Source organism: Dyadobacter luticola (genome assembly GCF_005860805.1).
GTDB classification, from domain to species: Bacteria; Bacteroidota; Bacteroidia; order Cytophagales; family Spirosomataceae; genus Dyadobacter; species Dyadobacter luticola.
Genome location: NZ_VCEJ01000005.1, coordinates 543,037 through 559,869, shown reverse-complemented (window position 1 = coordinate 559,869; position 16,833 = coordinate 543,037). Strand labels below are relative to the sequence as shown.

Genomic DNA, 16,833 nt, shown 5'->3' with positions numbered 1-16,833 from the left:
GTTTTCCGAAAACGTGGTGCAAAGATGCACGGTCGATTTCTAAATTGCAACTATCAGATTGAAATAAAATGAAGATATTTTCTTACCTATTCATTCTCAGCGACTTTAATTTCAAAAAGTTTTTTATCCCAATTCAGATAACATTAAATTCTGTCAACTTTCTAAATTTGGGTTCAGGCGTCCACTAATATGTTGCTCATGCTTAAAAATATCCGCTTTCTCTTTTTTCTGTTATCCTGCCATTCCGTTTTAGCCCAAAATACTACCCCCGATCAGCACCTTGGATTTCCCCTGGGAAGCAAATTTGCCTTTCATAGTCAGATCGTTCAATATTTTAATTTGCTGCAAACACAAAATCAGGACCGGATGAAACTCGTGCAATACGGGTCCACCAATGAAGGCCGGCCGCTGATGATCGCATTTATTTCGTCTCCTGAAAACATCGCCAAGCTGCCCGGCATCCGCGAAAATCATTTAAAAAGTATTGGAATGTTGGCGGGCAAACCCGACGCTAGCGTGCCGCCGATCGTCTGGTTGAGTTATAATGTACATGGAAATGAGTCGGTTTCGGCAAACACGAGCATGAAAGTGCTTTATGAGCTACTTAATAAGGACAATGCGCTGACCCAGGATTTCCTGAAAAACATGGTGATTATGATCGATCCGTGCATTAACCCGGATGGTTACGACCGCTATTCACAATGGTACAACCGTGTGCAAAATGCAGTGCCCGATGTCACCACATTCGGTTTGGAGCACGACGAGCCCTGGCCAGGCGGCAGGTTCAATCATTATTTATTTGACTTAAACCGCGACTGGGCATGGCAGACGCAGAAAGAAACGCAGGAAAGAATTGCTTTATATAATCAGTGGATGCCACACTTTCATGCGGATTTTCACGAAATGGGACCTTCGAGGAGCTACTATTTCCCGCCTGCTGCGAAGCCTTATCATAAAGATATAACTGCCTGGCAGCGTGAGTTTAATGACCTCATTGGAAAGTATTGCGCCAAATATTTTGATAAAAACAACTGGGCCTATTTTACCAAATACAATTACGACCTCTTTTACCCCAGCTATGGCGATACCTGGCCAACATTAAATGGTGCAGTGGGAGTCACTTATGAGCAAGGCGGCGGCGGCCGGGCCGGATTGGGCATCGAGCGGAAAGAAGAGCATGATACCCTCACGCTCGCAAGCCGCATTTCGCATCATTATGCTACCAGTCTGGCAACATTGGAAGCGGTACTTTCCCAGAAAGAAAAAATCGTTTCTGAATTTATCAAATACCATGATAATGCTGCAAAAGCTCCGGCAGGCGCATTTAAAACCTATGTGGTAAAAACAAAAGGCCACGAAGAGCGGATCCGGTCGTTTGCGGACTGGCTGACCAAGCAGGGAATTACTTATGGAATTTCAGGAAAAGCGGTCAATACCAAAGGCACGGAGCTTTTTAATTCTGTGGATGAATCTGTAAAAATCGAAAATAATGATTTGCTGATCAGCGCCTACCAGCCTAAGTCCAATTTGCTGCGGGTACTTTTTGAGCCAAAACCTGTGCTGGAAGATTCCGTTACCTATGATGTGACGAGCTGGGGCCTCTCCTACGTTTTTGGGTTGAAAGCGTATGGTCTAAAAGAAAAACTGGCACCTGCGGCCTACCAGCCTGAAAAAATTGAAAACCCTGTCCCGAATTTTGCTCCTTACGCTTATCTGGCGCGCTGGTCGGAGGTAGAAGATGCGGTATTTTTGGCGGAACTGTTGAAAAATGGTTTGCTGGTAAAATCTTCCAATGTGCCTTTTGAAATAGATAATGCCAAATTCGACGCGGGAACATTGATTATCACCAAAAAAGGAAATGAGCGCGCGGATTTTGACAAGCTTGTAACCAGCATTGCTACCAAACATTTTGTAAAACTGACGCCTGTAAAATCAGGTATGGTTACTTCCGGTGCCGATTTTGGAGACGACCACATTGCTGCATTGAAAAATCCGAAAGTGGTGGTAGTAAGCGGCGAAGGTATTTCCGCGACGGCATTCGGCGCGGTCTGGCATTATTTCGAGCAGCAGATCAAATATCCACTGACGGTTGTAAACGGATCGAAATTATCCTCAGTGCCCTGGGGCGAAGTGGATGTGCTCATCCTCCCTGACGGAAGATATGGTGACATTCTCGGCGAGAAACAGCTCGAAATGCTGCAAGGCTGGGTAAAAAATGGTGGCAAGATCATCGCGATGGAAAGTGCCACGGATGCATTTCTGAACAAATCCGGATTTGACCTTTCCAAAAAATCATCCGACAAAAAGAAAGATGCCGGCTTTTTCAAGAAATACGGCGACCAGGAACGTGAAGATGCCAGCGACACTTCGCCGGGAAGTATGTACCAGCTAACGATGGACAAAACGCATCCGCTATCCTTCGGGCTTGGTGACGAATATGTTACGCTCGTACGCGATGCTTATGAAAGGGAATATCTGAAAGACGGCTGGAATGTGGGATACCTGACGGAGACTGGCTATAAAGCCGGTTTTGTCGGAAGCAAAATGTCAGGAAAACTAAAAAATACCCTAGTTCACGGCGTGCAGGAAATGGGACGCGGTCAGGTGATCTACCTCATGGAAGACCCCGTTTTCCGCGCGATGCTTTATAATGGGAAGATACTTTTTAGCAATGCGGTTTTTAGGTAGATAAAATTAAAAGTACCTGACTGCCAATTCATAACCTCTCAGCCCTAATCCGCAGATCATTCCTTTTGACCTCGACGTAATGTAACTGTGGTGACGGAATGCTTCGCGGGCGTGAATGTTGGAAATGTGCACTTCCACCGCTGGTGTCGTCACCGAAGACAGGGCATCGGCCAGCGCGACGGAAGTATGACTAAACCCGCCAGCATTAATAATGATGCCATCGAAGGTAAATCCAACTTCATGGATTTTATCGATCAGCGCCCCCTCGTGGTTCGACTGAAAATAATGCAGCTCTATTTCGGGAAAGTTACCTTTTAATGTTTCGAAATAATCTTCAAATGACTGATTGCCGTAGACGCCGGGTTCGCGCTTGCCTAAAAGATTTAAATTCGGGCCGTTGAGGATCAGTATCTTCTTCATTTGAATAACATTTAAAATTCGCTGGTATCGTCTCTATGTGGCAAAGCTACATCAAACATTTCAAAAATTACCTGCGCCTGGAACGCTCGTTATCGGGCAATTCGGTAGAGGCGTATGTGCGGGATGTTGAAAAGCTGGCAGAATTTGTGGACCTGGCAAAAATTGATTTACCGCCCGCGAAAATTGAAGAGAAGCACCTGAGCGCGTTTCTCAGATACCTGGCGGAGCTGGGCTTATCCGCACATTCACAGGCCAGAATGTTGTCGGGGATCAAGGCATTTTTCAAGTATCTTTTACTGGAAAATGAAATTACCGAAGATCCGACGGAGCTGCTCGAATCTCCCCGCTTGCCCCGCAAATTACCGGACGTACTTTCCTACGAAGAAATCGAATCGATGCTCGCCGCGGTCGACCACTCCACACCGGAGGGCACCCGCAACCGGGCGATCATCGAAGTGTTGTACAGCTCCGGCCTGCGCGTTTCTGAACTTACCGGCCTGCTGATCACACATTGCTACTTCGACATCGGTTTTATCCGGATTTTAGGAAAAGGGGACAAAGTACGCCTGGTGCCGATTGGCCAGGAAGCGATAAAATATACAAGGTTATATCTCGACCACGTCCGGACGGAAATCGCTCCGAAAAAAGACAGTGAAGACATTGTGTTCCTGAACCGTCGAGGCGGCCAGCTAACGCGGGTTATGATATTCTTAATCATTAAAGATCTGGCAGAAAAGGCAGGTATCTCCAAAAATGTCAGCCCCCACACATTCCGGCATTCTTTCGCGACACATTTAATAGAAGGTGGCGCCAGCCTCCGTGCCGTCCAGGAAATGCTGGGCCATGAATCCATCACCACCACCGAAATCTACACCCACCTCGATCGGGATTATTTAAGGCAGGTGGTCACGGAATTTCATCCCAGAGGGTAAAAAAGACCTACTTCACCTCCTTTAAAAGCGAATCCAATTTCAATGAATCCGAATCCGGCGTTGCTCCCGGGAGGGCCCGGTTGAGTTGTTTGGGTTTGTTCCAGGGGGCGGTAGTACGGCTGGCCATATCGTAAGATATGTAGGCAAACAGCGCCACGAACAAAATGAAAACGATGATAAAAACGCGGCGGTTTTTGTTTGATTTGGCAGGTTCACTCATCTCCTTGCACCTGTTTTGGTGTTTTATAGAGGGTCAGGTTTCCTGTTTTGGCAGATATTTCTTCCCATTTTTGGTTTTCAAATTCAATGAATGCAGCTCCGCCTTTTTTCATCGAACCCAGGTTTGCGCCTGAAAGGTACTCGGCAAAATAAGTGATGTCGGGATTATGGCCGAAAAGTACCAGGATGGTAAAATTTTCAGAAACACCCGTGACGGCGCCCAGGTAAGCCCGCGGCCCACCGTCGTAAATAGCTGGTTGTAAATTGATTGAAGAAACATTCACGCCCAACTCTTCGGCGATGATTTCGGCCGTTTTAAGCGCCCGTGATGCAGGACTTGATATAAAAATATCCGGCTTGATATCATTCGCCGCAAACCATTTCCCCATTGCCGCGGATTCCGCCAAACCTTTGTTATTAAGGTTGCGGTCAAAATCCTTGATCCTGAAACTCTGGTCTTCGGCGGTGGCGTGACGGACCAGAATAAGTGTCTTTTTCATTCCAATATTTTTTTCCAAAAGTACAGAATCCGCCGCGTCATTTCTCGTGACGGGGATTGAAAAAATTCGAAGCGATGAGACCACTTAATACCACATTCCTACCTTTTGACATTATTTGTTAACCAATCCGCGACAAATAATCTTTAATTTTGTTTCTTACGTAACTACTGAAAAACCTCAAAAGAGAATACATACAATGCTTCAATTCTTAAAATATGTGCTGGCGACGGTCTTCGGCATCATCCTATTCTTCTTCCTCTCATTTTTTATTTTAATCGGGATCGGCTCCATGTTTTCCAAGGAAGACAAGGTGGTTTTGGAAGATAAATCCATTCTGAAACTTGACCTGAACAAGCCTATTCAGGAAGTGGGTGTTGAAAATCCGCTGTCTGGCTTTAATGGGATTTTTGATGGTGGTGAAGATGTAATCGGGCTAAAAGACATTAAAGAAGCCCTCAAAAGCGCTAAAACGGATGATAAAATAAAAGGTATCTATCTGAAAACGGAAGAACCACAAGCTGGTTGGGCAACATTGGAAGAAGTTCGCAATCAGCTGATTGACTTTAAAAAATCAGGAAAATTCATCGTAACCTACGGCGAATCCTACTCGGAAAAAGGTTACTACGTAGCTTCACTGGCTGATAAAATTTACCTTAACCCGGCTGGCGGCATGGAGTGGAACGGGCTTTCCGCTGAATACAGCTTCTTTAAAGGAACATTTGATAAGCTCGACATTAAACCTGAGGTTTTCAGGGTGGGAGAATTCAAAAGCGCAGTGGAGATGTTCTCGCGCCAGGATATGAGCGAGGCGAGCAAAAAACAAAGCATTGAGTTGATCACCGCCATCAATAATAATTTCCTCAAAAATATTTCTGCTTCCCGCAAAATCCCGGTGGAAGAGTTGAAAGGTTTGGCAGATTCCCTGGCTGTGGAAAACCCGAAAGCAGCATTGAAATATAAGTTTGTGACAGATTTGGGCTACCAGGATGAACTGGAAACTTATCTTAAAAAGCAGATAAAGGTTGAAGACAAAGAAGACATTTCTTATGTAGGTGTCGACAAATATTTGAAAGGTGACGTAGATACCAAAGAGGGTGATTTTAATAAAAGAATCGGCGTACTGGTTGCGGAGGGCGAAATCACGTCGGGTGACGGTGGCGACGATAACATTGGCTCCGATAAGTTTGTGAAAGAATTGAAGGAAATCCGGGATAATGATAAGATTAAAGCGATTGTGATCCGGATTAACTCTCCCGGCGGCAGCGCCCTGGCGTCAGACATTATGTGGCGTGAAATTCAGTTGACGGCTAAAAAGAAACCGGTTATCGCCTCTATGTCGGATGTAGCAGCTTCCGGCGGCTATTATATGGCGATGGGCTGCGACAAGATTGTAGCACAGCCCAATACCATCACTGGTTCGATAGGTATCTTTGGATTGATTTTCAATGTCAGCGATTTCATGAGCAATAAGCTGGGCGTCACCTTCGACGGCGTGGCGACCAACCCACATGCAGACTGGCCGACAGCAACGCGGGACATGACGGATTTTGAAAAAAATAAAATCCAGAGAAGCGTGAATGAAGGTTATGATACATTCACAACAAAAGCAGCGCAAGGCCGGAGAATGCCGGTTGAAAAATTGAGAAGCCTGGCGCAAGGCCGGGTTTGGTCTGGCATTGAAGCAAAAGAAAATGGTCTTGTAGACGTACTTGGCGGTGTGGATGATGCCATTAAACTAGCCGCCAAAGCTGCGAAATTGAATGAGGGCGACTACCGCGTGCGCTACTATCCTGAAAAGAAGAAACCACTGGACGAGCTTTTCTCCAAAATTATGGACGACGAGGAGGAAAAAGCGTCTGCCAAAACATTGGGCGAGCTTGCTCCTTATGTTAAAATGTACAAAAAATTGATGAACATGGGCGGCGTGCAAACGAGAATGCCTTTTGAAATGGTCATCAAATAAATACTCCAAGTCAAACAAAAAAGGCCTTCCGATCGCTCGGAAGGCCTTTTTTGTTTTATACGATTTCTTTTCCCGTCTTCTCATCCAACTCTTGCCTGACAATCAGCACCGCATGATTGTTAGGGTAAATCCCTACCCCATCCTGTTTGGCATAAACCTTCGTAAACTCGGCCCCGAAATAGAGGATGATTGAAGAGTAATAGATCCAGGTCAATAATATGACGATGGAGGCGGATGTACCATAAGCTGCGCCCAGATCCGATTTCCCGAGATAAAAGCTGATCACAAATTTGCCGATCAGGAATAGTATTGCGGTAAACAGCGCGCCAACCATACATTCTTTCCAGCGCAGCTGGCCATCGGGTAACACCTTGAAAATGACGGTAAACAATGCTGTAATGATCGCCAGTACCAGCGCCAGGTTCACAATGTAGAATACGACGACGGAAGCTTCTGAAAAGACCCTTTCCAATCTATTACTCAACACATCGACCAGCGCGCTGGCACCTAATGAAACCACCAGCAGGAAGCCTAATGTTAAGATCAGTGAGAATGAGATAAGCCGGTTTTTGAGGTATTGCAGCCAGCCTTTTTTCGGTTTGGATTTAATCGCCCAGATGTAATTGATGGAATCCTGCATTTCTGCGAAGACCCCGGTCGCACCGATGAGTAGGGTCGCGATCCCGATTCCGGCTGCGAGTCCGGATTTATTTGATAGCTCTGCATTTTTCAGGATTTCTTGCAATTGGGCTGCTGCGCTGGCGCCCACCAGCCCGCTGATCTGCCCGAATAACTCCCCCTGAATCGCATCCCTGCCAAAAAAAATGCTGAATACCGAAATGATAACCAGCAACATGGGGGCGAGGGAAAATATTGTGTAGTATGACAATGCGGCGCTCAGTTTCAGCCCATTATCATTCAAGAATTCGTTAATACTCTCTTTGAAAATCGAAAAGTACAGCTTGATTTTTTTCATAAATATTCAGATCTGCCTGTTAGTTCAACGGACTCAGCAGGCTAGACACAAATATTCATGCCACGGAAGCGCATTTTCTGATTTACAAAAGCAGTCCGGCAAGCGTCGCGGACATGTAAGAAGCCAATGTCCCGCAAATAAGTGCTTTAAAACCAAGTCGTGCGAGATCGGCCCGGCGGGTTGGCGCGAGTTCTCCGATACCTCCCACCTGGATCGCGATGGAGCTGAAATTGGCGAAGCCGCAAAGTGCGAAGCTCGTGATGACGATGGTCTTGTGATCGAGGGTATCTTTGATTTTCACCATATCAAGGTAGGCTACAAACTCATTGATCACCATTTTGGTACCCATCAAGGATCCCGCGGTCTCTATGTCTTTTCCAGGAACGCCCATCGCCCAGGCGAAAATGGAAAATACTTTTCCGAGAATGTAGTTGAAGCTCAGCTGCGGAAAAGAAAACAATCCGCCAATGTAGCCGAGCAGATAATCCAGCAATGCAACCAGCGCAATAAACCCGATCAGCATGGCGATCACATTGAATCCTACTTTCAAACCTTCGCTCGCCCCTGCCGCGATGGCGTCGAGCAAATTGGCGTGAGTTTTCTGGATTTCCAGCTTTACAGCACCTTTCGCATCGGATTGCGCGGTTTCAGGAAAAACAATTTTTGAAATAACCAAAGCACCGGGGGCGGCCATCAAACTAGCCGCGATCAAATATGGGGCAGGAACTCCAAGTGAAATATACACGGCCATCACACCACCGGCGATACAAGCAAAACTTCCTGTCATAGAAGCCATTAACTCAGAATTCGTCATGTTTTTCAGGTACGGCTTGATCATAATCTGCGCCTCTACCTGTCCCACAAAAGTGCTGGCCACATTAGATAAAGCCTCTACCCCGCTCACGCCCATCAGCCAGTAAACACCCCGCGCGATGAATGAAACCACGCGCTGCATAATGCCAAGGTGATAAAGCATATTCACCAAAACGGCCACAAAAATGATGGTAGGGATAATTTTGAAGAAAAATACGAAGTCATTTCCCGGGCCAAATGCACGCTGCATGAGATCCGGACGGACGAGTGTGCTGAAAACGAAGTCTGCGCCTTTGTCCGAAAAGGAAAGTAGTTTCTGGACTTTTTCGCCCAGCCATTGGAAAACTGCCTGCCCTGTATCCGTGCGAAGGATAAAAAGCGCCAACCCGAATTGAAGTGCCAGCCCCACGCCTACCGTGCGGTAATTGATCGCCTTCCGGTTGTTTGACATGGCAAATGCGATGCCGAGGATCAGCGCAATACCAAGCAGTCCCGTAAATCTTTCCATAAATATTTTGATGTCACTTTTTAGCCAAAGGTGCAAAATAACAACAAAAAGCCAGTAAGTAACTACTGGCTTAAAATATCGGGAAAGGGGGCAATTATTTAGAAGTTTTGTCTGATTTTGGCTTCGAAGTCAGGATATCTTCGTGGCGGTGAATGATTTTCCACTCATTATTTTCCTTCCGGAACAACATGGTAACGTGGAGGTTCAGAAGTTTTGCGCCAGGCTTTTTATAGCTTTCTTCCTGCAAAAGATAGGCCTGGTCGTCGCCCTGCCGGCTCGCAATTTCATGGAATGTGTAATCTGTATTCTGGTAACTTTTTGCTGGTCCATTGTTTAGATTCAATTCAACCGCTTCCCAACCTTTTAACTCTTGGTTAGAAATCCCGTCAAATACCGTAACATCCGCTGAATGCGACCATAATGCTTTCAAGGATTCCGTATTTCCTTTTACAAATTCCTGATTGGCCTGTTGTAACCTGGCCACTGCTCCTACAAATGCGGCTTTGCTATCTTCTTCCTTGGGCAAAACATTAGCAGCTGTAAAACCTGCTCTGATGGTTTGCTGATCAGTTTCTTTGGCTTTTGTCCGGTATTTAAAAGAGGACGCCAAAAGGATCAATAAAATAAAAACAGAAATATTTCTTTTCATGGCTAATAAACTTGTAACTCGACTTTCATGGCTAATTTGGTTTACAAATATCTTTTATAAAATATCGAGAAAATAGCGTATAAATACCTGTTTGTATTCCGTGATATGACTTAAATACGTGGTTTGTTCTGAAAAAGTATTTTTTTGGTCATAAAAAAAGAGAATGGGCGAATCCCATTCTCTTTTGCACTTAACTAATATGTCGCCTGCCTAGTAACCTAATATCGGCGATAACCATTTTTCGGCCTCTTCCAAACTCATATCTTTCCTCCTCGCATAATCTTCCACCTGGTCTTTGAAAATTTTACCGACAGGGAAATACCGGCTGTCCGGGTGTGAAAAATACCAGCCGCTCACGCTGCTGGCCGGGTACATGGCGAAACTTTCGGTCAGCACAATTCCCAACTTTTCTGCTCCCAGGAGATCAAAAAGCATTCTTTTCTCGGTATGGTCCGGGCAGGCGGGATAACCCGGCGCGGGACGGATTCCTCTATACGTTTCTTTGATGAGCTCATCATTTGTCAAGGTCTCGTCTTTCGCATATCCCCACAGTTCTTTGCGGACTCTTTCATGCATTAACTCCGCCAGTGCCTCTACCAGTCGGTCCGCCAGGGCTTTCACCATAATGCTGTTGTAGTCATCGTGGTCTTTTTCAAATTTTTCCAAAAGCGCCTCGATGCCCGTACCCGCAGTGACCGCAAATCCACCAATGTAGTCCGTGTGACCGGTTTCCAGCGGAGATACGAAATCCGAGAGACAGTAATTGGGCAGGTTGGAAGCTTTCTGGCTTTGTTGTCTTAAATGATGCAAAACCGTAGCAGTATCTGCTACCAACTCACCGGCTGCGTGCGAATCAAATCCCTTCTGGCTGATCTTGTATTCAATGTGCTGGTGAGAGCCGTGCCGTTCGCAAGGTACCTCACGGATTTCCTCATCAAAATGATGCAGCACAATGTCATCCCCGATCGAATTTGCCGGCCAGAAACCGATCACCGCGCTGGCTTTCAAGGTTTTGTCACGGATAATTTCTCCGAGCAGTACCGCCGCATCTTCAAACAACTTGGCCGCCTCTGCGCCTACAACCTTATCTTCAAATATTTTGGGATACTTACCATGCAGCTGCCAGGTCTGGAAAAATGGTGTCCAGTCGATGTATTTGGCAATATCGGCCAGATCGTAATCATCATAAACCCGGGTTCCCAAGAACTGCGGCTTGGTCGCTTTAAAATTCGACCAGTCTATTTTTGCTTTGTTATCCCGCGCCTTGTCAATGCTGATATGTGCCTTTTCCCCGCCGCGTTTTGAATGGTCGTCACGTAGCTTGGCATATTCTGCTTTAATGTCAGATAAAACCTTTCCCTGGCTTTCCTCGCTCTGGATCAGCTTTCCAGCCACCGGCACCGACCTCGACGCATCCAGTACGTGAATCACCGGACCTGAATAATTAGGGTCAATTTTCACGGCAGTATGAATGCGGGAAGTGGTTGCACCACCGATCAGCAGCGGCATTTTGAAATTTCTCCGCTCCATTTCTTTGGCAACACCCACCATTTCATCCAGCGACGGCGTGATCAGTCCAGAGAGACCGATAATATCCACATTATGTTCCTGCGCAGCAGCCAGGATTTTGTCTGTTGGAACCATCACACCTAAGTCAATGATCTCGTAATTGTTACAGCCCAAAACCACACCGACAATGTTCTTGCCAATGTCGTGGACGTCGCCTTTGACAGTTGCCAGCAGGATTTTACCGGCAGAAGATCCGCCTTCACTTTTTTCAGCTTCGATAAATGGTTGCAAATAGGCCACTGCCTTTTTCATCACCCGCGCCGATTTCACCACCTGCGGGAGGAACATTTTACCCTCTCCAAACAAATCACCCACAATGCTCATCCCGTCCATCAGCGGCCCCTCGATCACTTCCAAAGGTCTTGTAAAAAGGTGCCGGCACTCTTCCACATCTTCATCGACGTAGTCGGAAATTCCTTTTACCAATGCATGAGAAATACGTTCCTTGATCGGAAGTTGTCGCCAGGTCAGGTCTGGGCCGGTTTGTGTTTTGCCTTTATCTTTAACGGTTTCAGCATAAGATACCAGTCGCTCGGTCGAATCCGGGCGGCGGTTTAACAATACATCTTCAACCAGTTCCAAAACATCCTTGGGTATCTCATCGTAAATACCGATCTGCGCGGCATTCACAATGCCCATATCCATACCTGCGCGGATTGCGTGGTACAAAAAGGCAGTATGTATCGCTTCACGCACCGGCTCATTTCCGCGGAAACTGAATGATACGTTGGATACCCCGCCCGAAACCTTGGCATGCGGCAAGTTTTCCTTGATCCATTTTACCGCATTGATGAAGTCGACCGCATAATTATTATGCTCCTCCATCCCGGTGGCGACCGTCAGAATGTTTGGGTCAAAAATGATGTCCTCGGGTGGAAAACCGACCTCTTCTACCAGAATTTTATAGGCTCTTGAACAAATTTCAATTCTTCTTTCCAGATTATCAGCCTGCCCCTGCTCGTCAAATGCCATCACCACGGTAGCTGCGCCATAGCGAAGTACCGTCCGAGCCGATTCCTTGAATTTTTCTTCGCCTTCTTTCAGTGAAATCGAGTTTACGATAGACTTACCCTGCACACATTTCAAGCCCGACTCTATGACCTCCCACTTCGAGGAGTCGATCATCAAAGGAACTTTGGAAATATCCGGCTCCGACGCGATCAGGTTTACAAATGTTTTCATCGCCTCCACGCCGTCGATCATACCTTCGTCCAGATTGACGTCGATCACCTGCGCGCCGCTTTCTACCTGCTCCCTGGCAATCGTCAGGGCTTCGTCATATTTTCCTTCACGGATCAGTCGCGCAAATTTCTTCGAGCCGGTCACATTACAGCGCTCACCAATGTTGACAAAATTGGTCAGAGTCGTGATTTTGACAGGTTCAAGACCCGACAATTTCATCACTGTATCAGCGGAAGGCAGCGGTCTTGGCGTATGTTTTTGGGCCAGTCCGGCAATCACCCGGATGTGGTCCGGCGTGGTACCGCAGCAGCCACCGATAATGTTTACCAGGTTGTCTTTCAAAAATCCGTCGATGACCTCGCCCATTTGGTCCGGCGTCTCATCGTATTCGCCCATTTCGTTGGGTAAACCAGCATTCGGGTGCGCGGAAGTATAAAACGGCGCCTCTTTGGCAAGAATTTGCACATAAGGCCGCATTAAATCGGCTCCTAACGCACAGTTCAATCCTACTGATAATAACGGTAAATGTGATACCGAGGTAAGAAATGCCTCGGTAGTTTGCCCCGACAAGGTACGTCCGGAAGCATCGGTGATCGTACCCGAAATCATGATCGGCAGTGATTCGCCCGGCACATTTTTCCAGCTTTCCAGTCGCTCTACTTTTCCATTTTTTGCATCAACAAAAAACTGGTCTATCGCGAACAATGCGGCCTTCGCATTCAATGTATCGAAAATGGTCTCGACCAGCAAAACGTCGCATCCACCGTCGGTTAAGCCTTTTACCTGCTCATAATAAGCCGTCACCAGCTGGTCAAAACTGATGGCGCGGAAGCCTGGATTGTTGACGTCCGGGGATAAAGAAGCAGTACGGTTGGTAGGTCCGATAGAACCGGCTACGAACCTGGGTTTTTCGGGCTGGCGCTCGGTAAAATCATCGGCCACTTCTCTCGCAAGCCTCGCCGATTCAAAATTTAGTTCGTAGGCCAGTTCTTCCATGCCATAATCGGCCATGGCAATGGTAGTGCCTGAGAATGTGTTGGTTTCAGCTATATCTGCACCGGCTTCAAAATAAGCGGCGTGAATTTCCTTGATGATGTCGGGGCGGGTGAGGGAAAGCAAATCGTTGTTTCCTTTCACATCTTGCGGCCAATCCTTAAATCGCTCGCCACGGTAATCGTGATCCTCCAATTTATATCGCTGGATCATCGTACCCATCGCCCCATCAAGTACTAATATTCTGTTTTTCAGTATCTCGCGGATATCGGCTTTTTGAGTTGCTACCATTTTTTTATTTAGAATATCTGAAAAAATTTCTCTCGAAAGGGTAAAGGTTATCCAATCAACAAAATTAAGGCAATAGATGTTTTATTCAATATTTTCAAAAAAATCAGACTGTTCGTCTGACATTCCGAAAAGGCGTAAATTATTTATCTATATTCGGTATGGTCAAAAAGTGATTTAAGATATTCTATCTATGTACAATCTGGACGAAACAGACGCCAAAATCCTGCATCTTCTGCAACAGGACGCAACCTTGAAAACACGGGAATTATCAGAAAAGTTAAACCTTTCTTACACACCGGTTTATGAGCGCGTAAGGCGGCTCGAAAAAGAAGGTATCATTAAAAAATATGTGGCGCTGGTCGACCGGGAAAAGGTTGGCAGAAAACTGATGGCATTCTGCAACATTGCCTTGAAAGAACATTCAAAAGTGATGGGAGAAAAATTTGTGAAGGCAGTGCTCGCCATGCACGAGGTCACCGAATGCTTTAACATTTCCGGTGATTATGATTTTTTATTAAAAGTGATTGTAGACGATATGTCGCAGTACCAGCAATTTTTAATGCAGAAACTGGGTTCGCTGGAAAATATCGGGAGCACGCACAGCTTGTTTGTGATGGGGGAAATCAAGAATTCTTATGCGCTCGAAATGCTTTCGAGTAAAAAATAAATACGGTACCGGAAATTCCAGCACCGTATTCCAACTCACCCCTAACAAAAATCTTTTATGTATATCTGATGGCCGCTGCCAGCGCTTCATCTTTTTTTTATTTTACCCAACACTACTCTATTACGCGGCTTGAAAATGTGCTGTTGCATTCAAAACGAACATTTATTCATTTTTTCCTTGCGCACCGAGAATAACCGCTGGCACTGCCTTAATTTTTTGTAAATTTTTTGCAACATATCAATGTATCAGGGCGTAAACTTATTACAGAATACGATCCCTGACAATTTGATGCCCTGACTTTGCTATTTGGAAGAAAAATATCTTTTGACCAACACGACTTTGATTCGGTCGTGGCGGCGTGCATTGCAGGCAACAGTCAGGCACAGAGGCATTTGTACAAGCAGTTTTTTGGTTATTCCAAAAGCATCTGTCTCCGCTACACTTCCACCACCGAAGAAGCGGAAGAAGTTCTAAACGAGGGTTTTTTAAAAGTCTTCAACAATTTGGGAAAGTATGACTCAAATCATCCTTTCAAAGCCTGGCTGCGGACCATTATGGTAAATACCGCAATCAGCTATTATCGTAAGCACAAAAAGCACAGCGAAGATGTGATCTCGATCGAGGACGCGCCTTATCCCAAATTTGATGAGGACATTATCAGTCAGATCACTGCCGACGAGATCCTGGAACTAATCCAGCAAATCAAGCCGGTTTATAAAAATGTATTTTTAATGTACGTTGTAGATGGTTACAACCACCGGGAAATAGCAGATTTATTGCAGATCAATGAAGCAACAGTGAGATCCCATTATGTTCGTGCCCGTGCCAGGTTGCAGCATTTGATAAAACAATATTACCCACATCTCTTCCCAAGCGATTGGGCCGTAAAGTCATTCAGAGGAAATGAAAACTAATCAATTTGAGAACACTATACGACGAAAATTAGAGAGTATTCAGCCAGACTTTCGGGAGCAGGACTGGGCCAAAATGCAGCAATACATGCAGGCCAATACTCCTCCTAGTTTCTGGCAGCAATACGGCTCCTGGATTGGCTATGCGGCGGCAGCTTCGGTTTCCACGGTCATGGCCTTTCTGTATGTCAACCAACTTTCGCAAAATGATCATTTGGTTGCAGATGTAAAAAATCTGAAAAGTCAGATCGAGGTGATCCAGAATACACCTGCTCCTGCTGCGAAAACGGATACGATTTATCTGGTTCAAAAAGAATCAGATATTGAACCGCGGTATACAGCCTTGGAAAGTGCTGCAAACCCGGAAAGAATTGCTTTTCAGCAAGTTAGAACAGATCGAAAAAAGTCGGTTGCTGAATTTGCTTCTTCTAATGTTAATTCAAAAGGAAGATCGAACGTTGAACCAGATGAATCGGCGAAGCCTACTGAAAATCAGCGTTTGGTAAATGTTGAAAAACAGGACTTTGCTGCATCAAACATTTCAGAAAACAACATTGACCTGACTGCAAATAGCGGACTGAAATCCTTCTCTTCGGATAACCAGGGAAATTTATCGGGAGCCTCAGCTACTAAAACTTTGGACGGGCAATTTGTGGCGATGGATACCAAAAACAGCATTACAGCGAATAACGGTTACTCCGCATCCCGTAAAATGAATTACGAGCTGGCTAGCCGTCTTTCGAGCAGACAGGTTCAGCGTGCATTGAATCCGATGACTCCGCAGGGCGTTACCACGAATCCTCAGACAGCCAAAACACAAATCGCGTCGGCGGCTCCAACATCTGAGAAGAAAGTGGAGCAGGTAGCCAAAGCGGAGAATGTGATCCCGAAGTTTAATATCAAGGCACCTTACCGGTTTGGCGCCGGTATTATGATGGATGGAAACGGAAATTCCAAAACGGTCGTCGGAGAAGTGATCGTCGCCAAGAAATTTTCGATCACAACCGGCATTACCTGGCTGAAAACAAAACCGATGGAATTCTTTACTGAAAAAATATTCCGTGAAAAGAACCGTCAGGATTTCAAAAGATCGCATCCGGGCGACGTGCCGCTTGCATTTGATGTGTACAACATTAAAGTGAACCCTTCCATGGTGCAGATTCCGCTCACCGTAGCTTTCCGCAACAACATGAAGGATAACTGGGCATACTTTGCGGGTGTGGGCACAAATGTGAACATTTCCTCGAGAGAAAAAGTATCTTTTGATTGCAAAGCGCCCAAAGGTGAGTTTTTCAGCCAGGGATTCGAGAAAAAGACCGATATGCCGCTGGTCAACTCTGTGAATTTCTCGATGGGCATTGAGAAATCGTGGCACCCGATTGTTGTGCAGGCAGAAGGTTATCTCTATACTTATTTTCAGCCACTTACCCCGCTAAGCCACAGTGCAGGCCCAGGATTGAAGCTTAAAGTACTTTACCAGATAGGCGGTAAAATGTAATAACCAGCCTCCAACTTTCACGGACATTGTAAGTAACTTGTTCGTGAAAGTTCT

Annotated in this window: 13 protein-coding genes; 6 read left to right on the top strand and 7 right to left on the bottom strand. The window is 45.9% G+C overall.

Annotation, left to right across the window (positions count from 1 at the left end; all coding sequences use genetic code 11):
- The first annotated feature begins 189 nt into the window (after nt 1–189).
- Nucleotides 190–2,688, top strand: a complete 2,499-nt coding sequence (locus FEN17_RS21490; protein WP_310589776.1) for a M14 family zinc carboxypeptidase — start codon at nt 190–192, stop codon at nt 2,686–2,688.
- Between the two features lie 6 nt (nt 2,689–2,694).
- Here the strand turns inward: FEN17_RS21490 and aroQ are convergent, their stop codons facing one another.
- A complete protein-coding gene (gene aroQ, locus FEN17_RS21485) occupies nt 2,695–3,108 on the bottom strand; it encodes a type II 3-dehydroquinate dehydratase (protein WP_138367442.1) in 414 nt (137 codons plus the stop codon).
- A 35-nt stretch (nt 3,109–3,143) separates the two neighbouring features.
- On the opposite strand from aroQ, the gene xerD reads away from it, so the two are divergent.
- Nucleotides 3,144–4,040: a site-specific tyrosine recombinase XerD gene (gene xerD, locus FEN17_RS21480; protein WP_138367441.1), complete on the top strand. Its 897-nt coding sequence runs from the start codon at nt 3,144–3,146 to the stop codon at nt 4,038–4,040.
- Nucleotides 4,041–4,047: 7 nt separating this feature from the next.
- On the opposite strand, the gene FEN17_RS21475 is transcribed toward xerD, so the two are convergent.
- Nucleotides 4,048–4,260 (bottom strand): hypothetical protein, encoded by a 213-nt coding sequence (locus FEN17_RS21475; RefSeq protein ID WP_138367440.1) that lies wholly within the window; start codon nt 4,258–4,260, stop codon nt 4,048–4,050.
- The gene (locus FEN17_RS21470) at nt 4,253–4,759 is read right to left on the bottom strand and encodes a SixA phosphatase family protein (protein ID WP_138367439.1); all 507 of its coding nucleotides are present in this window, start codon (nt 4,757–4,759) and stop codon (nt 4,253–4,255) included. The genes FEN17_RS21475 and FEN17_RS21470 overlap by 8 nt, the downstream gene beginning before the upstream one ends.
- A 196-nt stretch (nt 4,760–4,955) precedes the next feature.
- Here FEN17_RS21470 and sppA point away from each other — a divergent pair, with 196 nt between their 5' ends.
- Nucleotides 4,956–6,722 (top strand): signal peptide peptidase SppA, encoded by a 1,767-nt coding sequence (sppA, locus tag FEN17_RS21465; protein ID WP_138367438.1) that lies wholly within the window; start codon nt 4,956–4,958, stop codon nt 6,720–6,722.
- Nucleotides 6,723–6,777: 55 nt separating this feature from the next.
- On the opposite strand, the gene FEN17_RS21460 is transcribed toward sppA, so the two are convergent.
- The 4 genes from FEN17_RS21460 to metH all read right to left on the bottom strand — a co-directional run bounded on the left by FEN17_RS21460 (nt 6,778) and on the right by metH (nt 13,703).
- Entirely contained in the window at nt 6,778–7,698 is a 921-nt protein-coding gene (locus FEN17_RS21460; RefSeq protein ID WP_138367437.1) for a YihY/virulence factor BrkB family protein, read from the bottom strand.
- Nucleotides 7,699–7,780: 82 nt separating this feature from the next.
- A complete protein-coding gene (locus tag FEN17_RS21455; protein ID WP_138367436.1) occupies nt 7,781–9,019 on the bottom strand; it encodes a NupC/NupG family nucleoside CNT transporter in 1,239 nt (412 codons plus the stop codon).
- Between the two features lie 94 nt (nt 9,020–9,113).
- On the bottom strand, nt 9,114–9,668 hold the full coding sequence (locus FEN17_RS21450; protein ID WP_138367435.1) for a YybH family protein: 555 nt from the start codon (nt 9,666–9,668) through the stop codon (nt 9,114–9,116).
- Between the two features lie 210 nt (nt 9,669–9,878).
- A complete protein-coding gene (gene metH / locus FEN17_RS21445) occupies nt 9,879–13,703 on the bottom strand; it encodes a methionine synthase (RefSeq protein ID WP_138367434.1) in 3,825 nt (1,274 codons plus the stop codon).
- Between the two features lie 190 nt (nt 13,704–13,893).
- Between metH and FEN17_RS21440 the strand changes: the two genes are divergently transcribed.
- The 3 genes from FEN17_RS21440 to FEN17_RS21430 all read left to right on the top strand — a co-directional run bounded on the left by FEN17_RS21440 (nt 13,894) and on the right by FEN17_RS21430 (nt 16,779).
- The gene (locus FEN17_RS21440) at nt 13,894–14,370 is read left to right on the top strand and encodes an Lrp/AsnC family transcriptional regulator (RefSeq protein ID WP_138367433.1); all 477 of its coding nucleotides are present in this window, start codon (nt 13,894–13,896) and stop codon (nt 14,368–14,370) included.
- A gap of 299 nt (nt 14,371–14,669) precedes the next feature.
- Complete coding sequence (locus tag FEN17_RS21435) at nt 14,670–15,284, top strand: RNA polymerase sigma factor (protein WP_138367432.1); 615 nt, start codon at nt 14,670–14,672, stop codon at nt 15,282–15,284.
- Nucleotides 15,274–16,779: a hypothetical protein gene (locus FEN17_RS21430; RefSeq protein WP_229208934.1), complete on the top strand. Its 1,506-nt coding sequence runs from the start codon at nt 15,274–15,276 to the stop codon at nt 16,777–16,779. The genes FEN17_RS21435 and FEN17_RS21430 overlap by 11 nt, the downstream gene beginning before the upstream one ends.
- Nucleotides 16,780–16,833: the final 54 nt, after the last annotated feature.

What these genes read in the sequence shown, in the direction of transcription:
- FEN17_RS21460 (WP_138367437.1), bottom strand. Translation starts at nt 7,698, where the DNA reads ATGAAAAAAATCAAGCTGTACTTTTCGATTTTCAAAGAGAGTATTAAC.
- FEN17_RS21430 (WP_229208934.1), top strand. Translation starts at nt 15,274, where the DNA reads ATGAAAACTAATCAATTTGAGAACACTATACGACGAAAATTAGAGAGT.
- FEN17_RS21455 (WP_138367436.1), bottom strand. Translation starts at nt 9,019, where the DNA reads ATGGAAAGATTTACGGGACTGCTTGGTATTGCGCTGATCCTCGGCATC.
- xerD (WP_138367441.1), top strand. Translation starts at nt 3,144, where the DNA reads ATGTGGCAAAGCTACATCAAACATTTCAAAAATTACCTGCGCCTGGAA.
- aroQ (WP_138367442.1), bottom strand. Translation starts at nt 3,108, where the DNA reads ATGAAGAAGATACTGATCCTCAACGGCCCGAATTTAAATCTTTTAGGC.
- FEN17_RS21450 (WP_138367435.1), bottom strand. Translation starts at nt 9,668, where the DNA reads ATGAAAAGAAATATTTCTGTTTTTATTTTATTGATCCTTTTGGCGTCC.
- FEN17_RS21475 (WP_138367440.1), bottom strand. Translation starts at nt 4,260, where the DNA reads ATGAGTGAACCTGCCAAATCAAACAAAAACCGCCGCGTTTTTATCATC.
- metH (WP_138367434.1), bottom strand. Translation starts at nt 13,703, where the DNA reads ATGGTAGCAACTCAAAAAGCCGATATCCGCGAGATACTGAAAAACAGA.
- FEN17_RS21470 (WP_138367439.1), bottom strand. Translation starts at nt 4,759, where the DNA reads ATGAAAAAGACACTTATTCTGGTCCGTCACGCCACCGCCGAAGACCAG.
- FEN17_RS21440 (WP_138367433.1), top strand. Translation starts at nt 13,894, where the DNA reads ATGTACAATCTGGACGAAACAGACGCCAAAATCCTGCATCTTCTGCAA.
- sppA (WP_138367438.1), top strand. Translation starts at nt 4,956, where the DNA reads ATGCTTCAATTCTTAAAATATGTGCTGGCGACGGTCTTCGGCATCATC.
- FEN17_RS21490 (WP_310589776.1), top strand. Translation starts at nt 190, where the DNA reads ATGTTGCTCATGCTTAAAAATATCCGCTTTCTCTTTTTTCTGTTATCC.